Below are 18,935 nucleotides of genomic sequence, written 5' to 3' on the forward strand. Positions count from 1 at the left end.
CTGCTGCCTCAGAGCGTGCGCGCGACTTCGATGGTCTCGAAGATCTCGAGCTGGTCGCCTTCCTGGATGTCGCTGTAGTTCTTCAGCGAGAGACCGCACTCGAAGCCCTGCTTGACTTCCTTGACGTCGTCCTTGAAGCGCTTGAGCGAATCGAGATCGCCGGTCCAGACCACGACGTTCTGGCGCAGCAGACGCGCGCTCGCGTTCCGCTTGACCAGACCGTCGGTGACCATGCAGCCCGCCACCGCGCCGATCTTCGGCACGTGGAAGACCTGACGGATCTCGACGGTACCGATGACCTGCTCGCGCTTCTCGGGCGACAGCATCCCCGACATGGCCGCCTTAACCTCGTCGACCGCGTCATAGATGATGTTGTAGTAGCGGATGTCGACGCCGTTGTTCTCGGCCAGCTTGCGCGCCGACGTGTCGGCACGGGTGTTGAAGCCGATGACCACCGCCTTCGACGCCGTCGCGAGGTTGACGTCGGATTCGCTGATGCCGCCGACCGCCGCATGCACGACCTGCACCCGGACCTCGTCGGTCGAGAGCTTGTTCATCGCATGCACGATGGCTTCCTGCGAACCCTGCACGTCGGCCTTGATGATGAGCGGCAGCGTCTTGACTTCGCCTTCGCCCATCTGCTCGAACATGTTTTCGAGCTTCGCGGCCTGCTGCTTGGCCAGCTTGACGTCGCGGAACTTGCCCTGACGGAACAGCGCGATCTCGCGCGCCTTGCGTTCGTCGAGCAGCACCACCACTTCTTCGCCGGCCGGCGGCACTTCGGTCAGACCCTGGATTTCGACCGGGATCGACGGACCCGCGCTCTGGATGGCCTTGCCGGCCTCGTCCAGCATCGCCCGCACCTTGCCGAAGGACGAACCCGCCAGCACCGTGTCGCCACGCTTGAGCGTGCCCGACTGCACCAGCACCGTCGCCACCGGACCGCGACCCTTGTCGAGACGCGCTTCGATCACGAGACCCTTGGCCGGGCCTTCCTTGACCGCCGTGAGTTCGAGCACTTCTGCCTGCAGCAGGATGTTCTCGAGCAGATCGTCGACGCCCTGACCGGTCTTGGCCGACACCGCCACGAAGGGCGAATCGCCGCCGTACTCTTCCGGCACCACCGACTCGGCCACCAGTTCCTGCTTGACGCGGTCGGGGTTGGCTTCGGGCTTGTCGATCTTGTTCATCGCCACGACGATCGGCACGCCGGCCGCCTTCGCGTGATGGATCGCTTCCTTCGTCTGCGGCATCACGCCGTCGTCGGCCGCCACCACGAGGATGACGATGTCGGTCGCCTTCGCGCCGCGGGCACGCATGGCCGTGAAGGCCTCGTGACCCGGGGTGTCGAGGAAGGTGATGATCCCGCGCGGCGTCTCGACGTGATACGCACCGATGTGCTGCGTGATCCCGCCCGCTTCGCCCGACGCGACCTTGGTGCGGCGGATGTAGTCGAGCAGCGAGGTCTTGCCGTGGTCGACGTGACCCATGATGGTCACGACCGGCGGACGCGGCTCGGCGGCAGCGTCGCTCTCGGCCACATGGCCGATGAGGTCCGATTCCGGATCGTCGAGCTTGGCCGCGAAAGCCTTGTGACCCATTTCCTCGACGATGATCATCGCCGTGTCCTGGTCCAGCACCTGGTTGATGGTCACCATCTGGCCCATCTTCATGAGCATCTTGATGACCTCGGCCGCCTTCACCGACATCTTGTGGGCGAGGTCCGCCACGGTGATGGTTTCGGGGATATGCACCTCACGCACGACCGGTTCGGTCGGCGCGTTGAAGTTGCTGTTGCCCGAATCGCCACGATGACGGCCGCCGCCCTTCGGACCGCGCCAACCACCAGCGCCGCCGGCGGAATCGCCACGGGTCTTGATCGCGCGCTTCTTGGCCGCGTCGTCGCTCCAGGTCGAGGCGACCTGGGACTGCTTGATCTGCTTGGTGCCGCCGGGACCGGGCTTGGCCGCGGCCTTGTCGCCAGGCTTGGCCGCAGTCTCGCCCGGCTTGCCGGCCGGACGATGCAGCGTGCCCTCGGCCTGCGCGGCGGGGGCCGGTGCGGGCGTGGCGGCCGGCGGGGGCGGCGGTGCCGGCGCCTTCTCGGGCGCCTTCAGCACGCGCTTCGGCTGCGACAGCATGCGGTTCATCGCCGCGACTTCGGCCTCGACGGCACGACGGCGCGCGATGGCCTGGGCACGGGCCTCTTCCTCGGCGGCCTTGGCGGCAGCCGCGGCAGCGTTCGCGGCCGACGCAGCGGCCTGTGCGGCCACGACCGCGTCACTCTTGGGCGCGGGAGCCGGAGCGGGTGCCGGCACCGCGGCGGCCTCGGGAGCCGAAGCCTGCGTGGCGACACGCTCGGCGGCCAGACGCGCAGCCTCCTCGGCGGCCTGGCGCTCGGCCTCGACGCGCGCAGCCTCGGCACGCGCGGCCTCTTCCTCGGCCTTGCGGCGGGCTTCCTCGGCCGCACGACGTTCGGCTTCGAGACGCTCGGCCTCGATGCGCGCGGCCTCGGCGCGACGCTCTTCCTCTTCTCGCGCCTGACGGGCCGCTTCCTCGGCGGCAGCCTGGGCTGCGCGCAGCTCGGCCGGATCCGGCTCGCGCTGCACGAAGGTGCGCTTCTTCCGGACCTCGACCTGGATCGTGCGCGACTTGCCGGTCGCGTCCGCCTGCTTGATCTCGGAGGTCTGGCGCCGCGTGAGCGTGATCTTCTTTTTCTCGGCGCCATCCGCCGAGCCATGCGCGCGCTGCAGCATGTTCAGCAGTTTTGCCTTGTCGGATTCAGTCACCAGATCCGACGCCGAATGCTTCTCGACCCCAGCCGCCTGCAATTGCTCGAGCAGCGTGCGCTCGGACATCCTCAGTTCCGCGGCGAATTCGCCTACGTTCTTGCTTGCCATTCCATCCTCGTCAACCGGACGCGCAGGGACTGCGTTTCCGTATGGTCAGTCCCTGTCCATCACTGTTCGAACCAGTGAGCGCGAGCGCGAAGGATCAGCGCCTTCGCTGCTTCCACGTCCAGGCCCGTCAGTTCCTGCAATTCATCCACGGCCAGCTCGGCCAGATCGTCACGCGTCTTCACGCCCTTGCCGACCAGCGTCTCGGCCAGCTCGGGCGTAACGCCTTCGAGGTCGAGCAACTCCTGCGAGACCGCATCGACCTGCTCTTCCTTCGCGATCGCGTCGGTGAGCAGCGCATCGCGGGCACGCTTGCGCAGTTCCTCGACCGTTTCCTGGTCGAAGGCCTCGATCTCGAGCATTTCCTGGATCGGCACATAGGCCACTTCCTCCAGGTTGGTAAAGCCTTCCGAGATCAGTATGTCGGCCATTTCCTCGTCGACATCGAGCTTGTCCATGAACAGCGAGCGCAGCTTGCCCTGCTCGCTGTTCTGGCGCTCCTGCGCCTCATCGGCCGTCATGATGTTGATCTGCCAGCCGGTCAGTTCGGACGCGAGGCGCACGTTCTGACCCTGGCGGCCGATCGCAATGGCGAGGTTGTCCTCGTCCACCACGACGTCCATCGCGTGCTTGTCCTCGTCGACGACGATGGACTGCACGTTCGCCGGCGCCAGCGCGCCGATCACGAACTGCGCCGGGTCTTCCGACCACAGGACGATGTCCACGCGCTCGCCGGCCAGTTCATTCGTCACCGCCTGCACGCGCGAGCCGCGCATGCCGACGCAGGTGCCGATCGGGTCGATGCGACGGTCGTTCGTCCACACCGCGATCTTGGCGCGCACGCCCGCGTCGCGCGCCGCCGACTTGATGTGCAGCAGGCCCTGCTCGATCTCGGGCACTTCCAGCTCGAACAGCTTCTTGATGAAGTCGGCCGAGGTGCGCGACACGATGATGTTGTGGCGCTTGTCGGCGCGGTCGATCTTGAGCAGAAAGGCGCGCACACGGTCGCCCACGCGCAGGTTTTCCTTCGGGATCATCTGGTCGCGCGGCAGCTTGGCCTCGATGCGACCGGCCTCGATGATCGCGTCACCCTTCTCCATGCGCTTGACCGAACCGTTGATGATCTGGTCGCCGCGCTCGAGGAAGTCGTTGAGGATCTGCTCGCGCTCCGCGTCGCGGATGCGTTGCAGCACGGCCTGCTTGGTGTCCTGCGCGAAGCGGCGTCCGAACTCGATCGGCGCGAGCTGCTCCTCGATGAACTCCTCCACCTCGATATCGGCGATCTGCTCGCGCGCATCGCTCAGCAGTTCCTGGCGATCGGGAAACTCCAGACCGGCCTCGTCGGGCACGACCTGCCAGCGACGGAAGGCCTCGTTCTCGCCCGTCTCGCGATCGACCGACACGCGGATGTCGACATCGCCGCTGAACAGCTTGCGATACGCAGCCGCGAGGGCCTGTTCGAGCGCCTCGAACACCACTTCCTTGTTGACGCTTTTCTCGCGTGCGAGCGCATCGACCAACAACAACACTTCGCGGCTCATCTTGTTTTCCTCTTGAAATCGAGCTTGGGCACGAGACGCGCTTTCTCCACGTCGGCGAACTTGAACCGCAGCTGGGAGCGGCCGGTCGGCGTGTCGAACTCGATCGCGAAATCGTCCTCGCCTGCCACCTGGAGAACGCCTTCGAACTTGCGCTGGCCCGCCACCATCGAGCGCAGCTTGAGCGTGATTTCAGTGCCGGCGAAACGGGCATAGTCGGCCGGCTTCACGAGCGGGCGATCCACGCCGGGCGACGACACCTCCAGCCGCGCGTAGTCGATGTTCTCGACCATGAACACGTGGGTCAGCTGATCGCTCAGACGTTCACAGTCGCCGACGGTCACGGCGCCCTGGCCCTCCGGACGATCGATCGACACACGCAGCAGCCCCTGGGGCGCGCGTTCAACCTCAACGACTTCGAATCCGAGCGCGGTCGCGTTCTGTTCGATCAAGCCATGCAGCGCTGATGACGAGTGCAGCAATATGCGAGTCCTGTAAGCAACGGCCGCCTGCCCGCGGCGACGGCCGCGCGAAACCTTGTGACAGGGCTTCAGGACGACCGCCAGCCAGCGAGTGGCCTGCGACCGGCCCGCCGAAGCGGGCATCCAATCAAACATGCCGGCCAAAAAGAAAAATGGGCGTTGACGCCCATTTCTCACTGCCTGCTGGGTGCGCAATCCATCCTGTCGGCAATCCGGCCCAGCGTTCTCGAACTGGCTCCGGGTTGACGGGCAAATGGCGTTGCGCGTTTAACTTGCGGATTATAGGGGAAAACCGGCAGCCGCATCAAAGCTTCGGGCCGCGCTGTCCTTTCTGGCCGCCACCGGGCTTGCCCCCGGGCCGACCGCCGCCCGGCTTGCCCTGGGGCTTGCCACCGCCATTGGGCTTGGCCATCGCCTGTGCGCCGCCGGGCTTGCCCGACTTCTTCGCGCCATTGGCCTTGCCGCCGAACTTCTGGCCATTGGGCTTGCCGTTGCCGGCAAAGCCACCCGCCTTCTTGCCCTGCTGGCCACGGTTGCCACCGCCCTGCCCCGGCTTCGGGCCGCGCGGCTGACCACCGGGACGACCATCCGGCGGACCGTCCATCCCCGGCATGCCCGGGATGCCCCCGCGTCGGCGTTGCTGCTGGCCACCGCCGCCGCCCTGACGCGCCGTCAGCACATGCGTGGTCAGGAAATTGGACTTGTCGTTCTTGACCGGCGACACGCCGAACATCGCCTCGGTCATCGTGTCGAGCGGCGAGATCTCGCGCGGCGGCTTGGGCTGCTGGCCCTTGCCGCCGTGCTTGCCGCCCTTCTGGGGCGCGTCGCCGGCCAGACGGATGCCCATGCGCGCGCACAGGAAGGCCGCCTCCATCGGCGAGGCCTCTGCCCAGCGACCGCGCTTGAGGCCGCGCGGCAGGTCGATGTCGCCGTAGCGCACGCGGATCAGCCGGCTCACCGTCGCACCCACGGCCTCGAACAGCCGGCGCACCTCGCGGTTGCGGCCTTCGCCGATCGTGACGTGATACCAGTGGTTGGCGCCGTCACCGCCAGCGTCGATCAGGCTATTCACCTTGGCCGGACCGTCGTCGAGCGTCACGCCATCGAGCAGTTGGCGCCGCGCTTCGGGTTCGAGCTCGGGGATGCAGCGCACCGCGTACTCGCGCTCCTGGCCGAACTTCGGATGCATGAGCCGGTTCGCCAGCTCGCCCGAGGTCGTGAAGATCAGCAGGCCCTCGGTGTTGAAGTCGAGCCGGCCGACCGATACCCAGCGCCCGTTCTTCACCTGCGGCAGTCGCTCGAACACGGTCGCGCGCTTTTCGGGATCGTCGTTCGAGACGATCTCGCCAGCGGGCTTGTGATAGACGATCACGCGCGGCGGCTTGGCAACATGACGGCGCTGTAGCGGCTTGCCATTCACGCGCACCTGGTCGGTGATCTCGACGCGCTGGCCGATGTGGGCCGGCTCGCCGTTCACCGACACGCGGCCGGCGAGGATCAGCTCCTCCATCTCGCGGCGCGAGCCGATGCCGGCGTCGGCCAGCACTTTCTGGAGCTTGGGCGCGAGCGTCTCGATCTGCTCGATCGCGGCGCGGCCGGCGGGCGGCGTGAAGGCCGAGCCTTCGGCCTCGCGCTCGCGGCGCGGGAAGTCCTCGGGCACGGGGCCCTTCCCCGGACCGTTGCCGTTGCCGAGACCGCGATCACGCGGGCGGTAGGCGGTGATTTCCTTCAGCAGTTCGTCTTCGTCGAGTTCCTCGTCGTCGAGGGTGGCGGCGAAGTAGTTGCGCTGGTCGCGCGCGATCTGCTGGCTGTCGGCCCAAGTGGTACGACTGTCGATGAGGTAGTCGTCCTCGTCCTCGTCGACGAATTCGGGAATCTCGGGCTGAGCCTGGGCGCGAGCGCCGGGCTGGCCGCCCGGCTGGGCGCCGGCCTCGCCACGGCCTTCGCGCTTGCCGCGACGGTCGCGCGGCTTGCGGCGGCGCTTGCCGCTGCCGGGCGTGCCCTGGGGCTGGCCGCCGGCGGCGGGAACGTCGGAGGACGCTTGCGTGTCGGCACCGGCAGCCTGCGTGGTCGTGCCGGCCTCGGCGTCACGCGCAGGGCGCGTCGAAGCGGCATCGCGGGCGGGACGCGACTCGCCGGCCGGGCGCGCGGGATGGGTCGGGTCGGCGTCATTCGTGGCGTCGGTTCCGGGGCCGCGCCTGCCGCGACGCGGCCGTCGTTCGGTGTCGACCTCGGTCGAGCGCGTTTCGCCGGCATCCGCCGACGCGGCCGTGATCGGCGAGGTCGCGGCCGTGCCGTCCGGAGCCATCCCGGTCACGACCGGCGCCGACGACGGCACGACAGCAGGCTGGCCATCAACGGAGGGCGCGGCGTCGGACGACCGCGCCGCCTTGGCGGTGGCCGACGAGCGACGCGACCGCTCGCGGCCGGCCACTTCATCGGAAGCGGGCACCGCCGCCGGCGCCCGATCCGCCGCGCCATGCTCCTCGACATCCTTCGGCTTGCCGCGACGCGCGCGCGCCGGACGGGGCGTCTCGGCAACCACCACCGCGGTCGTCGTCGCCTCGGCCGTCACCACCTCGGCCGGTTCCGCCTCGGCCTTGCGCTTGCGCGCGCGCTTGGGCGCTGGCGCTTCGGCGCCATCGGGTGACGGCGTGGGGCCGGCATCGGCAAGCGGCTCGTTGGCGGGGGCTGCCTTCGGCTTGCGCTTGCGCGGTGCGGCCGGCTCAGCGGGAGCGTCCGCCGAGGCGGTCGGCACCGCATCGGCGACGTTCGCGGCCGTCTTGCGCGGCGCGCGGCGGGTCTTCGGCTTGGCCGACGCGCCCTCGGCGGCATCGGCGCCGGACCCGGCGTCGAAAAGGTCCGGCGTGGTGGCTGTCTCTTGCTGATCGTTGGTCATGGCGCGTCGGGCTGGGTGCGGGAGCCGGCAGGCTCCTCGGGGGAATCGGGAAGGGACGCGGCGGCCACGGACTCGGGCGCGGCGTCGGAAAGGGAATCGCTCGCCGCGACGGCGGCCGGAGCAGAGTGGGCCGCCACCAGGTCGGCCAAAGTCAGCGCCGAGCGGGAGGGCACGGCGGCCGGCGGCGCGGCGGTCTCGTCGGCCAGCGCAAGCTCGACCTGGGTCGGCAGCGAGATCGGCGCGACGCCAGGGCTGGCCTCGCCCAGCGTCGCCGGCGGTGGCAGATCGGCCAGGGCGCGCAGTCCGAGGTCGTCGAGGAACTGCCGCGTCGTCGCATACAGCCCCGGGCGCCCCGGCGCGTCGCGGTGGCCGATCACCTCGACCCAGCCGCGCTCCTCCAGCGACTTGATCACCTGGGTGGACACGGTCACGCCGCGGATCTCCTCGATGTCGCCGCGCGTCACGGGCTGGCGGTAGGCAATGATCGCGAGCGTCTCCATCACCGCGCGGGAATAGCGCGCGGGTCGCTCGGGGTTGAGCCGCTCCAGGAACATGCGCATCTCGGGCCGCGACACGAAGCGCCATCCGGTGGACAGCAGCGACAGTCGCAGGCCACGATCAGCCCAGTCCTCGGCGAGTTCGTTGAGCACGCTTTCGATGAGGCCGCGCTCGGCCTCGGGCTCGAACAGCTTGCGCAGCTGGTTCACCGGCAGTGGCTCCTGAGCACAAAGCAGCGCCGTCTCAACGACGCGCTTGGCCTCGGTCATCATCATTCAGTTGTCAGGGATAGTTGCGGACTGGCCGCCGATGCCGCGCCGACAGCGCGGCGGATCACGTCATGTACGGCGCGTCGCGCCCGGCCACCGGAGCGATGGCATTGCCCCGCACCGGAGATGACCGGCGCCAGGCCGCCCGGACCGGGCCAGCGCCGCACGCGAAAGAACTCGATTAACGAACCCGGAACCACCGCCGCGCCACCTGTGACGCGACCGATGCGATCCGGACGGAAAAGTGCCGGGCCGGTCGTGCCCAACATGCCACGACCCTCGACGGCCAAACCCTGGAATTGCGCCTGCCGGAGCCCGGTGTGCCGATCGGAACCCCAACCCTGCGACCGCCTCCGGCCCGGAAGGCCGGCTGCCGATGCGCACTGGGCAGGATCGGCGCCTGGAACGCGGCCCCGGCTTGGAAACCGGAACCTGCCGGCTCGCGGGAGGCTTCGGAGCCTCTCACGGCCCACGCGCCGGTCCGACGTGCGACACCGAATGATACACAGCCCACCGCAACTGTCTTGCTCAACGTCGCAGGTCGATCACCTTGACCCTGACCGTGCGCTCGCGCTCGCCGCGCAGCACGGTCAACTCGGCGCTCTGGCCGATGCCGGCGCGATCCAGCTCACTGACGAACTGCGACAGCGTCGTCACCCGCCGGCCGTTAACGCCGATGATCACGTCGCCCAGATCACCCGAGCGCGCGTCATAGGCGCGCAGCCCCGCCTCGGCCGCCGGCGTGCCGCGCCCGACCTCGGCGATGACGATGCCGCTGATGCCGGCGCGCGCCACGATGTCGGGCCGGATCGGTGCGATGCCGATGCCCGGCAGCGGCGCCTTGCCGCGCGCGATGAGCGCCGGCACCACGCGGTTCACGAGGTCGGCCGGAATGGCGAAGCCCACGCCCGCCGAACTGCCCGAGGCCGACTTGATCGCGCTGTTCACGCCGATGAGCCGGCCCGCGCTGTCGAGCAGCGGCCCGCCCGAATTGCCCGGATTGATCGCCGCGTCGGTCTGGATCACGCCCGCGACCTCGCGGAAATCGGTGGTCGGCAGCTCGCGGTCGAGCGCGCTGACGATGCCGGTCGTGAGCGTGCGCGACAGCCCGAAGGGGTTGCCGATCGCGAACACCGACTGCCCGATCTTCAGCTCGCGCGAACTGCCGAGCGGAATCGGCTTGAGATCGGCCGGCACGCGCTTGAGCCGCACCACGGCCAGGTCGTATTCGGGCGAGGCGCCGACCACGGTCGCCTCGATCGGCTGACCGGCGTCGAGCTGCACGAACACCCGCCGCGCGCCCTCGACCACATGGTTGTTGGTGACGATGTGCCCTGCGCCATCCCACACGAAGCCGCTGCCCGCGCCCTGCTGCACCTCGGCGCGGAACAGGCCGGTCGCCTGGAGCGTCTCGGTCGTGATGTAGGCCACCGACGGCGCGGTCGCCTCGAACAGCGACACCAGCGCCTGCTCGTCGGCGCCGAGCGCGCCGCGCGGCGTGACCGGGCGCGGCTGCTGGGCCTGAACCACCGGCGCCGCAAGCAAGGCAGCGATGAACACGAGCGCCATGGCGCAAGCGCTTGCATGCGGGCGGTGCCCGCCCTGTGGCATCTGGCGCCCACCACAAGCCCTGCGCAGCCCACCCGTCTCCGCACCCTGTCGCGCCATGCGCGCGACCGAAGCCTTCCTGCCTGTCATCCGCACTGTCTCCCGCGTCTTGCGCGCCGACGCGTTCGCGGCGCCGGCAGTTTTCGAACGGCCGGCACTCTAGCGCGCGTGCGGCGCGCGGTGACGGGTCGGTGCCGATGGCAAGGACGGCGGCATCCGACGGCGGGCAGCACGGCGACGGCCCGTCATTCGTCCTCGTCCTCCGGTGGCGCCCAGAGCGCATGGCGATCGACGAGCAGCCGCGCGTGGGTTTCGAGCAGGCCGACGCGCGCCGTCTCCTCGGCGGTGCGGGCTTCGATGGCCTGCCGGCGCGCGAGCAGCAGCTCGCCGATGCCCAGCTCGCCGAGGGCATAGCCGCGCTCGGCCAGATCGGCATTGCGCTCGGCCAGCGCGGCGGCGGCCTGGAGGCTGTCCCAGCTGTCGCGGGCGGCGTTGGCGAGGGTCGCCAGCTCGTAGGCCGACTGCACGACGCGCACGCGGGTCGCGCGCAGGCGCTCGTCGGCCATGTCGGCCTCGGCCAGCGCCGCCGACACGCGCGCGGTGCGCGCCGGGCCGCCGATCGGCATCGACACGCTCACGCCGACGATGCGCTCGATGCCGCCGCGCTCGCGGCCCGCGTGCACGCCGACGGTCGGGTCGGGCAGCAGCTCGGCGCGCTCGCGGTCGGCCATGAGGCGGGCGCGCGCGGCGTCGATCTCGGCGAGGCGGATCTCGTGGTTGTCGGCCAGCACGGCCTCGATGTAGCGGTCGATGTCCACCGGGTCGTAGCTCGGCTCGGGCAGCGACGGCACCGGCTCGGCCGGCGCGGCGATGCCGTAGCGACGCGCGAATTCGGCCCGCGCCACCGCCGCCTTGGCCTGGGCCGCGCGCACCGCAGAGCGCGCCTGCGCAGCCTCGGATTCGGCCAGCCCCTGCTCGATGCGCGGCGCGTCGCCGGCCGCGACGCGCTTGCGGATGACGGCCACGGCGCGCTCGCGCTGGGCCGCCTGCTCGGCCGCCCGCGCCGCCGCGCGCGATTCGCGCAGCACCGCGAACCAGCCGGCGACCAGCCCGCGCGCGCCCTCGTGCCACGCGTCGGAATAGCCGTTGCGCGCGAGCCGCACGCCGGCCGCGCCGAGCTTGCGGTCCTGCTCGACCTTGCCGCTCCAGCGGAAGCCGCGCTCGATCGCCAGCTCCTGCTCGCGGTAGCGCGGGCCGCCGCTCTCCTCGCGGCGCTGCTGCACCACGGCGCGCGCGGTCCATTCGTAGGGCCCGGCGGCGAGGCGGTCGCGCTCGGCCGACTGGTAGTCGATGTGGCGCAGGCGTTCCTTCACCTCGGGCAGCGCGGCGATCGCGCGCTCGGCGGTCTCGGACGGCGGCAGCACGCGCGCGAGGTCGGGCGGCAGCGCGGGGGCGTGGTCGTGCAGCGCGGGATCGGACGGGTCGCGGGCATCGGCGGGCTGACCACTCGCGTCGGCGGACAAGCCGGCGCCGGCCTGGGCGATGGCGGCGGGCGGCAGGCGCAGGTCCAGCGCCGGCGCGCTGGCCGATGCGCGGCCCGCCGGATCGGCGCCAGCCGCGACAGCGCTCGCCAAGCCGGCGGATGCGCCGGACCGCGCCGGCTCGGCGGCCGGCGCCAGCCCGCCCCCCGCCAGCAAGCCCCCGACCACCAGCGCGCAAGTCCCGAGCGCCCTCATGCCAGCCTCCCGAACGCCAGCAGCGGCGTGACCCACCATGCAACCTCCGCCGTCGGCAGCGCCGACTTCAATGCCTCGACCAGCGGCGCGACCTGCGCTTCGCCCAAGGCGATCTCGATGCGCACCCGGCGCGCCCGCCCCGTCACCTGCTCGATCGCGCTCGGCAGCCGCGCGCCCGCGCCGAAGCCGTCGGCCCGCGTCGCGGTAAAGCCGCGCGCCAGTTCGGGCAGGCCGAGCAGCACGTCGATCAGTTCATCTTCCAGCGCGACCGGCGCGACCACCGTCAGCAGCCGATCGGGCAGCGGCGGCATCACCGCGCCGCTGCCGGCGTCATCGCCCGCGCCAGCCGGCGCCCCACTCGTCATCCCCGCGCTCATCGCGCCCTCTCCATCCCGAAACGCCGGAACAACACCGGCAGCAGCAGCAGCGTCAGCGCGGTCGAGCTGATCAGCCCGCCGATCACCACGATCGCGAGCGGCCGCTGGATTTCAGACCCCGGCCCGGTCGCGAACAGCAGCGGAATCAGCCCGAAGGCCGTGATGCTCGCCGTCATCAGCACTGGCCGCAGCCGGCGCAGCGCACCCTGGCGCACGACCTCGGCCATCGGCATGCCGCGCGCGATCAGCTGGTTGAAATAGCCGATCAGCACCAGCCCGTTGAGCACCGCGATGCCCATCAGCGCGATGAAGCCCACCGACGCCGGCACCGACAGGTATTCGCGCGTCACCGCCAGCGCGATCACCCCGCCCACCAGCGCGAACGGGATGTTGGCGAACACCAGCGTCGCCTGCCGCAGCGAGCCGAAGGTGCCGAACAGCAGCAGCCAGATCAGCGCCAGCGCCGCCGGCACCACGATCGCCAGCCGCGCCGCCGTGCGCTGCTGGTTCTCGAACTGGCCGCCCCATTCGAAGCGGTAGCCGGCCGGCAGCTTCACCTGCGCGGTCACCGCCTGCTTGGCTTCATCAACGAAGCCCACCAGATCGCGGTCGCGCACATTGGCGCGCACCACGGCATAGCGCTGGCCGTTCTCGCGGTCGATCTTGAGCGGGCCTTCGCCCTGCTCCAGCCGCGCCACCGAGGCCAGCGGCACCGCATCGCCGCCCTCGCGCGGCAGACGCAGCTGCATGAACAGCTCGGGCGACACCCGCATGCCCTCGCCGCCGCGCAGCACCAGCGGCAGGCGCCGGCCCTCCTGCACCACGATGCCGGCCTCCGTGCCCTCGACCATCTGGCGCAGCGCGTCCTGCACCTGCTCGACCGTGAAGCCGAAGCGCCCGGCCGCCGCGCGGTCGATCTCGATGCGCAGGTACTGCACGCCCTCGTTCTGGATCGTCAGCACATCCTCGCTGCCGGGAATCTTCTCCAGCACCTCGACCACCTGCTTCGCCGCGTCGTTGAGCGTGACCAGATCGCTGCCGTAGATCTTGACCGCGAGGTCGCCGCGCACGCCCGACAGCATCTCGGCGGTGCGCATCTCGATCGGCTGGGTGAAGGCGGTGTTGATGCCCGCGAACTCGCCGGCCACCTCGCGCACCGCGTCGATGATGTCGTTCTTGTCGGCGCTCCTCCATTCGGCCGCCGGCTTGAGCACGATGAAGGTATCGCTGTCGTTCGGGCCCATCGGGTCGAGGCCCAGCTCGTCGGAGCCGGTGCGCGCGACGATGTGGCTCACCTCGGGCACGACCTCCAGCACGCGCTGCTGCACCAGCAGGTCGGTGGCGAGCGAGCGGTCGAGATCGATCGAGGGCAGCTTCTCGATCTGCATGATCACGTCGCCCTCGTCCATCGTCGGCATGAAGCTCTTGCCGATGAAGGGCCACAGCCCGGCCGCCAGCGCCAGCGCCGCGAGCGCGCCGAAGGCCACGCGCTTCGGATGCGCGAGCGCGCCGTCGAGCAGCGGCGCATAGCCGCGCTCCAGCCAGCGCACCAGCGGCGGCGTCGCATGGCCGGCCTGCTTCAGCAGCATGCCGGCCAGCACCGGAATGACGGTGAGCGACAGCAGCAGCGAGGCCGCGAGCGCGAAGATGATCGTCAGCGCGACGGGCGCGAACAGCTTGCCCTCCAGCCCTTCCAGGCTCAGCAGCGGCGTGAACACGATGGCGATGATCACGATGCCCGCCGTCACGGGCGTGCTCACCTCCTGCACCGCGCGCCAGACGATGTGCAGATGCGGCCGGCGCGCGCCCGGCGGCGGATGCGCCGCATGCGCCTCGACGTTCTCGACCACCACCACCGCCGCATCCACCAGCATGCCGATGGCAATGGCCAGCCCACCGAGCGACATGAGGTTGGCGCTCAGGCCCGCCTGCCCCATCAGCACGAAGGTGCCGAGCGCCGACAGCGGCAGGATCGCCGCCACCACGAGCGCCGCGCGCAGGTTGCCCAGGAACAGGAACAGCAGCACCAGCACCAGCACGATGGCCTCGGCCAGCGCCTTCGACACCGTGTGCACCGCGCGGCCCACGAGGTCGCCGCGGTCGTAGAAGGGTTCGAGCGTGATGCCCGGCGGCATGGTCTTGCCGATCTGCTGGAGCCGCTCGCGCACCGCGTCCACCACGGCGCGCGCATTGGCGCCGCGCAGCGTCAGCACGATGCCTTCCACGGTCTCGCCCTTGCCGTCGCGGGTGACGGCGCCGTAGCGCGTGAGCGCGCCCATCTGCACGCGGGCCACGTCGCGCACGCGCACCACCGTGCCGTCGCGCTCGGCCACGACGATGGCGCCGAGGTCGTCGAGCGTCTGCACGCTGCCGCTGGAGCGCACGAGCAGGCTTTCCTCCGCCTGGCGCAGCCGGCCGGCGCCGTCGTTGCGGTTGTTGGCGGCGACCGCCTCATGCAGTTGCGCGAGCGTGATGCCGCGCGCCGCGAGCGCCGCCGGATCGGGCGACACCTCGAAGGTCTCGACCGCGCCGCCGAGCGCATTCACGTCGGCCACGCCGGGAATGGAGCGCAGCTGCGGCCGGATGGTCCAGTCGAGCAGGCGGCGCTTCTCGGCCAGCGTCGCGTCGCCCTCGATCGTGAACATGAATGCCTCGCCGAGCGGCGTGGTCGCGGGCGCGATGCCGCCGCTCGCGGTGGTGGGCAGCTCGGGCTGCACGCCGGCAAAGCGCTCGTTCACCTGCTGGCGCGCCCAGTAGAGGTCGGTGCCCTCGTTGAAGTCGATCGTCACGTCGGCGATGGCGTACTTCGACATCGAGCGCACGAGGCGCGCGTTGGGAATGCCGAGCATCTCCTGCTCGACCGGCACGACGATGCGCGTCTCGACTTCCTCGGGCGTCATGCCGGGCGCCTTGACGATGATCTTCACCTGCGTGCTCGACACGTCGGGAAAGGCGTCGATCGGCAGCCCGCGCCAGGCGAACACGCCGGCCACGGCGAGCATGGCGGTGAGCACGAGGATGAGCAGGCGCTGCGCGAGCGCGAACGCCACCAGTCTGGAAAGCATGGCCGCCCCTTACTCGTGACCGAGGCCGACCCACATGCCCTTGACCGCGACCGTGCCGGTCACGACCACGCGCTGGCCGGCGGCGAGCGCCGCGCCGCGCACGAGGGTGGTGTCGGCGGTCTGGGCGAGGATCTCGACGTCGGCGGGCAGGAAGCCGTCGGGCTTCTCGACGAAGACGACGGTGCGGCCGTCGGCGCGCGCGATGGCGGCGGTGGGGACGGTGAAGCGGGCGTCGGGCTTGCCCGCCATGGCGGCGTTGCCGGCGGGCGAGGCGTTGCCGGCGGTCGCGGGCTTGCGCGCGTCGTCGTCGGCGTCGCGGGGCTTCGCGGCTGCGCCCGGCGCCGGCAGGCTCACGCCGGTGGCGACCGTGGCGCTCACGTACTGGTTCAGGCGCAGGCAGCGCGCGGCATCGGGCAGTTCGGCGCGCAGCACGACGGTCTGGGCGCCCGCGCTGAGCTGCGGCGCGCTGCCGGTGATGCGGCCGGCGCCCGCGCAGCCTTCCACGCGCAGCGCCGCGCCGGGCGCGATGCTCGCAGCCTGGGCTGGCGTGGCCTGCAATTCGAGCAGGAGCCGCCCGCCGCGCACCAGCCGCGCCACGGGCGCGCCGGCTTCGAGGTGCTGGCCCGGCTGCGCCAGCCATTCGACCAGCGTGCCGGCCTCGGGCGCGCGCAGTTCCAGCGCCGGCGACAGCGCGCCGCCAGCGCCCTTCTCGATCGCCGCCGGCGACAGCCCCGCGAGGCGCAGCGCAGCGCGCTGTTCCTCCAGCGCGGCGCTCGCGCGCTGCTCGGCCGAGCGGCTTTCGAGCAGGCGGGATTCGGCGATGAGGCCGTCGTCGAACAGCGACTGGTCGCGCCTGAGCTTGTCGGCGGCGAGCCGGGCCTCGAGCGCGGCGGCGCGCAGTTCGCGCTGGTGAGCAAGCAGATCGGGGCTGGCGACGCGCGCCAGCAGCGCCTGCCGGCCGACCGCTTGCAGCGGCTCCGCCTCGACCGACTGGAGCACGCCCGCGAGCGGCGTGCTCAGCACGAGCTGGGCGCTCGCCGGCGCGACCACGCGGCCGTCGAGCCGCGCCTCGCTGCCGGTGGCGGCGGTCGCGGGCTGGAGCGGCGCGGTCCGGATCTGGGCGCGCTCGCGCTGGGCGGGGGAGATGGCGACGACGGCGGGCTCGGCTGCGACGGCCACGCCCGCCAGCGCGGCGAGCAGGGTCAGCGCGACGGCGGCGCGGCGATGGGCTTTCTCGAAAGTCATGGGGAGCCTGGGGGATGACAGCCGGCGGATGGTGGGGGCGCGGCATTAAGACGGGCTGAAGCCGACTATCGGCCCGATCCGACCCGTGCGGCGAGCCGAATCGGCCATGACGTCGCCCGGCATTCGGCGCGTTCGCCACATCGGCCCCGATGGCAGACTGCCCGCCCCCGCCGTCACCGCCGACCGCCATGCACCTCCTCCTGCTCGAAGACGACCCTCTCCTCGGCGAAGCCCTGCGCGACTTCCTTCGCGCCGAGGGCCACACGGTGGACTGGCTCACCCGGCTGTCGCAGGCGCGCGCCGCGCTGCCCTCGCCCTACGACGCGCTGCTGGTGGACTGGCAGCTGCCCGACGGCTCGGGCCTCGACTGGATCCGCGGCCTGCGCGCCGCCGGCAACGCGACGCCCATCCTGCTGCTCACGGCGCGCGACCGAGTGCCCGAGCGCATCGAAGGCCTCGACGCCGGCGCCGACGACTATCTCGTCAAGCCCTTCGCGCCCGAGGAACTGGCCGCCCGCGTGCGCGCCGCCGCCCGGCGCGGTGCCGGCCAGACCACGCCGCGCCTCGTCGCCGGGCCAGTCAGCCTCGATCCGGCCGCGCGCCGCGCCTGGCTCGGCGAGACCGAACTCAACCTCACCGCGCGCGAATGGGCGCTGCTCGAAGCCCTCGCCCGCCGCGCCGGCCGCGTCGTGCCGCGCGCCGACCTGGAGCAGATGCTCTGGGGCTTCGACGGCGAGCTGTCGAGCAACGCGGTCGAGGTGCATCTGAGCAATCTGCGCAAGAAGATCGGCCGCGACACCATCGAGACGGTGCGCGGGCTGGGCTACCGCATGGCGGGGCGCGCGTGAACCGGATGCCGGTCACGCCGCCCGGCATGGCCGACGGCACGCCGGCCGACGCCGGCCGCGCCCCGTCGATCGTCCAGCGCCTCGCGCGCACGGTCATCGTGCTGTCGGTCGGCTTCGGTCTCGCGGCGGCGCTGGTGATCGGCACCATCGTCACGCACGAGACCGACGCCCTGCTCGACGACGCGCTGCGCGAGTCGGCCGAGCTGCTGCTTGGTCTGGTCGAGCTCGAAGACAACGACCTGCCCGACATCTCCGGCAGCCTGCCCGCGCGGCCGCACCGCGAGCGCGTGGTCTGGCAGCTGCGTGCCGTGGGCGACGGTCATGTGCAGCTGCGCTCGCACGCCGCGCCGCGCGCGCCGCTCACCGCCGAGCTGCGCGACGGCTATGCCGAGACCGACGCGGGCTGGCGCGTCTTCACCCAGACCAGCCGGAACGGCGCGCTGGCCATCCAGGTCGCCCAGCAGCGCGCCGAGCGCAGCGGCGCGCGGCGCGAGGTGGTGGCGGCAACCTCGGTCGGCGCGCTCCTGCTCGGCCTCGCGCTCGCGCTCTGGCTGCAACGCCGCGTGCGTGAGGAACTGGCGCCGCTGCACCGGCTGAGCGATGCGCTCGACCGCTTCGAGCCCGAGACCGGCGCCAATGCCGACCGCGACGGGAACGCCGGGCGCCAGGCCACCGACGCCGCGCCATCCGCCGCCGACCCCAACGACCCCGCCGGCGCCGCGCCCGCTACCGGCGGCGCCCGCCTCACCGCCCTGCCGCCGCCCGAACGCGAGGAACTCGTGCCGGTGCACGACGCCATCGGCGCCCTGGCCGAACGGCTCGCGCGCCGCGCCGCCGCCGAGCGCGCCTTCGCCGCCCATGCCGCGCATGCGCTGCGCACGCCGCTCGCGGGCATCGACGCCCAGCTCGCGGTGGCCGCGCGCGAGGCCGACGGCGCGCTGCGCGACCGGCTCGATCGCACCCGCGCCGCCACGCGCCGGCTCGCCACCGTGGTCGCGGCGCTGCTCGCGCTGTTCCGCTCCGGCACCGACGCGCGCCGGCGCGCGCTCGGCCTGTGCGATCTGGTGGCCCAGGTGCCGGCCTCGGGTCTCGCCCTCGACGTGGCCGACGCCACGCTCGACGCCGACCCCGACCTGCTCGCCGCCGCGCTCGCCAACCTGCTCGACAACGCCGCCCGCCACGGCGCGCGCGGCGTGAGCATCGGCTGGGACGCGCGCGCCGCCGCCCTCGTGCTCGACGACGACGGCCCCGGCGTCGACGCCGAGCGCCGTGCCCATCTGCAACGCGGCCTCGACGAGCGCCAGCCCGACCACGCCGGCCTCGGCCTCGTGCTCGCCGACATGGTCGCGCGCGCTCATGGCGGCCGGCTGCGGCTGGTGGAGGGCGGTCGGGGCTTTCGGCTGGAGATGGGGCTGGGGCCGCGCCGGGCGGGGTGAGGGGCGGACGAGCGCGTCCCGAGGGCCGGCGCTGGCCGAG

Annotated in this window: 12 protein-coding genes; 2 read left to right on the forward strand and 10 right to left on the reverse strand. The window is 71.7% G+C overall.

All coding sequences use genetic code 11. From position 1 onward, the window contains the following. Positions 1-8: 8 nt before the first annotated feature. From infB to H566_RS0118230, 10 genes are all read right to left on the reverse strand, one after another. Positions 9-2,897, reverse strand: a complete 2,889-nt coding sequence (infB, locus tag H566_RS0118185) for a translation initiation factor IF-2 (protein ID WP_028312555.1) — start codon at positions 2,895-2,897, stop codon at positions 9-11. A 59-nt stretch (positions 2,898-2,956) separates the two neighbouring features. After that, positions 2,957-4,435, reverse strand: coding sequence for a transcription termination factor NusA (nusA, locus tag H566_RS0118190; RefSeq protein WP_028312556.1), 1,479 nt, complete (start codon positions 4,433-4,435; stop codon positions 2,957-2,959). Beyond that, the gene (gene rimP / locus H566_RS0118195; protein ID WP_028312557.1) at positions 4,432-4,893 is read right to left on the reverse strand and encodes a ribosome maturation factor RimP; all 462 of its coding nucleotides are present in this window, start codon (positions 4,891-4,893) and stop codon (positions 4,432-4,434) included. Before rimP ends, nusA begins: the two co-directional genes overlap by 4 nt. A gap of 325 nt (positions 4,894-5,218) precedes the next feature. Beyond that, entirely contained in the window at positions 5,219-7,813 is a 2,595-nt protein-coding gene (rluB, locus tag H566_RS29750; RefSeq protein WP_051378967.1) for a 23S rRNA pseudouridine(2605) synthase RluB, read from the reverse strand. Continuing rightward, positions 7,810-8,520: an SMC-Scp complex subunit ScpB gene (scpB, locus tag H566_RS28575; protein WP_245591402.1), complete on the reverse strand. Its 711-nt coding sequence runs from the start codon at positions 8,518-8,520 to the stop codon at positions 7,810-7,812. Before scpB ends, rluB begins: the two co-directional genes overlap by 4 nt. Before the next feature lie 588 nt (positions 8,521-9,108). After that, positions 9,109-10,149 (reverse strand): S1C family serine protease, encoded by a 1,041-nt coding sequence (locus H566_RS0118210; protein ID WP_028312559.1) that lies wholly within the window; start codon positions 10,147-10,149, stop codon positions 9,109-9,111. 284 nt (positions 10,150-10,433) lie between these two features. Next, positions 10,434-11,822: a TolC family protein gene (locus tag H566_RS26195; RefSeq protein WP_051378969.1), complete on the reverse strand. Its 1,389-nt coding sequence runs from the start codon at positions 11,820-11,822 to the stop codon at positions 10,434-10,436. A 98-nt stretch (positions 11,823-11,920) separates the two neighbouring features. Continuing rightward, positions 11,921-12,301: a DUF3240 family protein gene (locus tag H566_RS0118220; RefSeq protein ID WP_245591403.1), complete on the reverse strand. Its 381-nt coding sequence runs from the start codon at positions 12,299-12,301 to the stop codon at positions 11,921-11,923. Continuing rightward, positions 12,298-15,366 (reverse strand): efflux RND transporter permease subunit, encoded by a 3,069-nt coding sequence (locus tag H566_RS0118225; RefSeq protein WP_028312561.1) that lies wholly within the window; start codon positions 15,364-15,366, stop codon positions 12,298-12,300. Before H566_RS0118225 ends, H566_RS0118220 begins: the two co-directional genes overlap by 4 nt. A 9-nt stretch (positions 15,367-15,375) precedes the next feature. Next, positions 15,376-16,611, reverse strand: a complete 1,236-nt coding sequence (locus tag H566_RS0118230) for an efflux RND transporter periplasmic adaptor subunit (RefSeq protein WP_028312562.1) — start codon at positions 16,609-16,611, stop codon at positions 15,376-15,378. A gap of 188 nt (positions 16,612-16,799) precedes the next feature. Here H566_RS0118230 and H566_RS0118235 point away from each other — a divergent pair, with 188 nt between their 5' ends. Continuing rightward, on the forward strand, positions 16,800-17,459 hold the full coding sequence (locus H566_RS0118235) for a response regulator transcription factor (RefSeq protein ID WP_028312563.1): 660 nt from the start codon (positions 16,800-16,802) through the stop codon (positions 17,457-17,459). Positions 17,460-17,464: 5 nt separating this feature from the next. Continuing rightward, positions 17,465-18,895 carry a sensor histidine kinase gene (locus H566_RS29755; RefSeq protein WP_051378970.1) on the forward strand — a complete coding sequence of 477 codons (1,431 nt, stop codon included), beginning with the start codon at positions 17,465-17,467 and terminating at the stop codon, positions 18,893-18,895. The last annotated feature ends 40 nt before the right edge of the window (positions 18,896-18,935 follow it).

Source organism: Derxia gummosa DSM 723 (genome assembly GCF_000482785.1).
GTDB lineage: Bacteria > Pseudomonadota > Gammaproteobacteria > Burkholderiales > Burkholderiaceae_E > Derxia > Derxia gummosa.

Bases quoted from the DNA above. Each gene is read 5' to 3' on its own strand.
- H566_RS0118230 (WP_028312562.1), bottom strand. From the start codon at position 16,611: ATGACTTTCGAGAAAGCCCATCGCCGCGCCGCCGTCGCGCTGACCCTG.
- rluB (WP_051378967.1), bottom strand. From the start codon at position 7,813: ATGACCAACGATCAGCAAGAGACAGCCACCACGCCGGACCTTTTCGAC.
- infB (WP_028312555.1), bottom strand. From the start codon at position 2,897: ATGGCAAGCAAGAACGTAGGCGAATTCGCCGCGGAACTGAGGATGTCC.
- H566_RS29755 (WP_051378970.1), top strand. From the start codon at position 17,465: ATGCCGGTCACGCCGCCCGGCATGGCCGACGGCACGCCGGCCGACGCC.
- H566_RS0118220 (WP_245591403.1), bottom strand. From the start codon at position 12,301: ATGAGCGCGGGGATGACGAGTGGGGCGCCGGCTGGCGCGGGCGATGAC.
- H566_RS0118225 (WP_028312561.1), bottom strand. From the start codon at position 15,366: ATGCTTTCCAGACTGGTGGCGTTCGCGCTCGCGCAGCGCCTGCTCATC.
- nusA (WP_028312556.1), bottom strand. From the start codon at position 4,435: ATGAGCCGCGAAGTGTTGTTGTTGGTCGATGCGCTCGCACGCGAGAAA.
- H566_RS0118235 (WP_028312563.1), top strand. From the start codon at position 16,800: ATGCACCTCCTCCTGCTCGAAGACGACCCTCTCCTCGGCGAAGCCCTG.
- H566_RS0118210 (WP_028312559.1), bottom strand. From the start codon at position 10,149: ATGGCGCTCGTGTTCATCGCTGCCTTGCTTGCGGCGCCGGTGGTTCAG.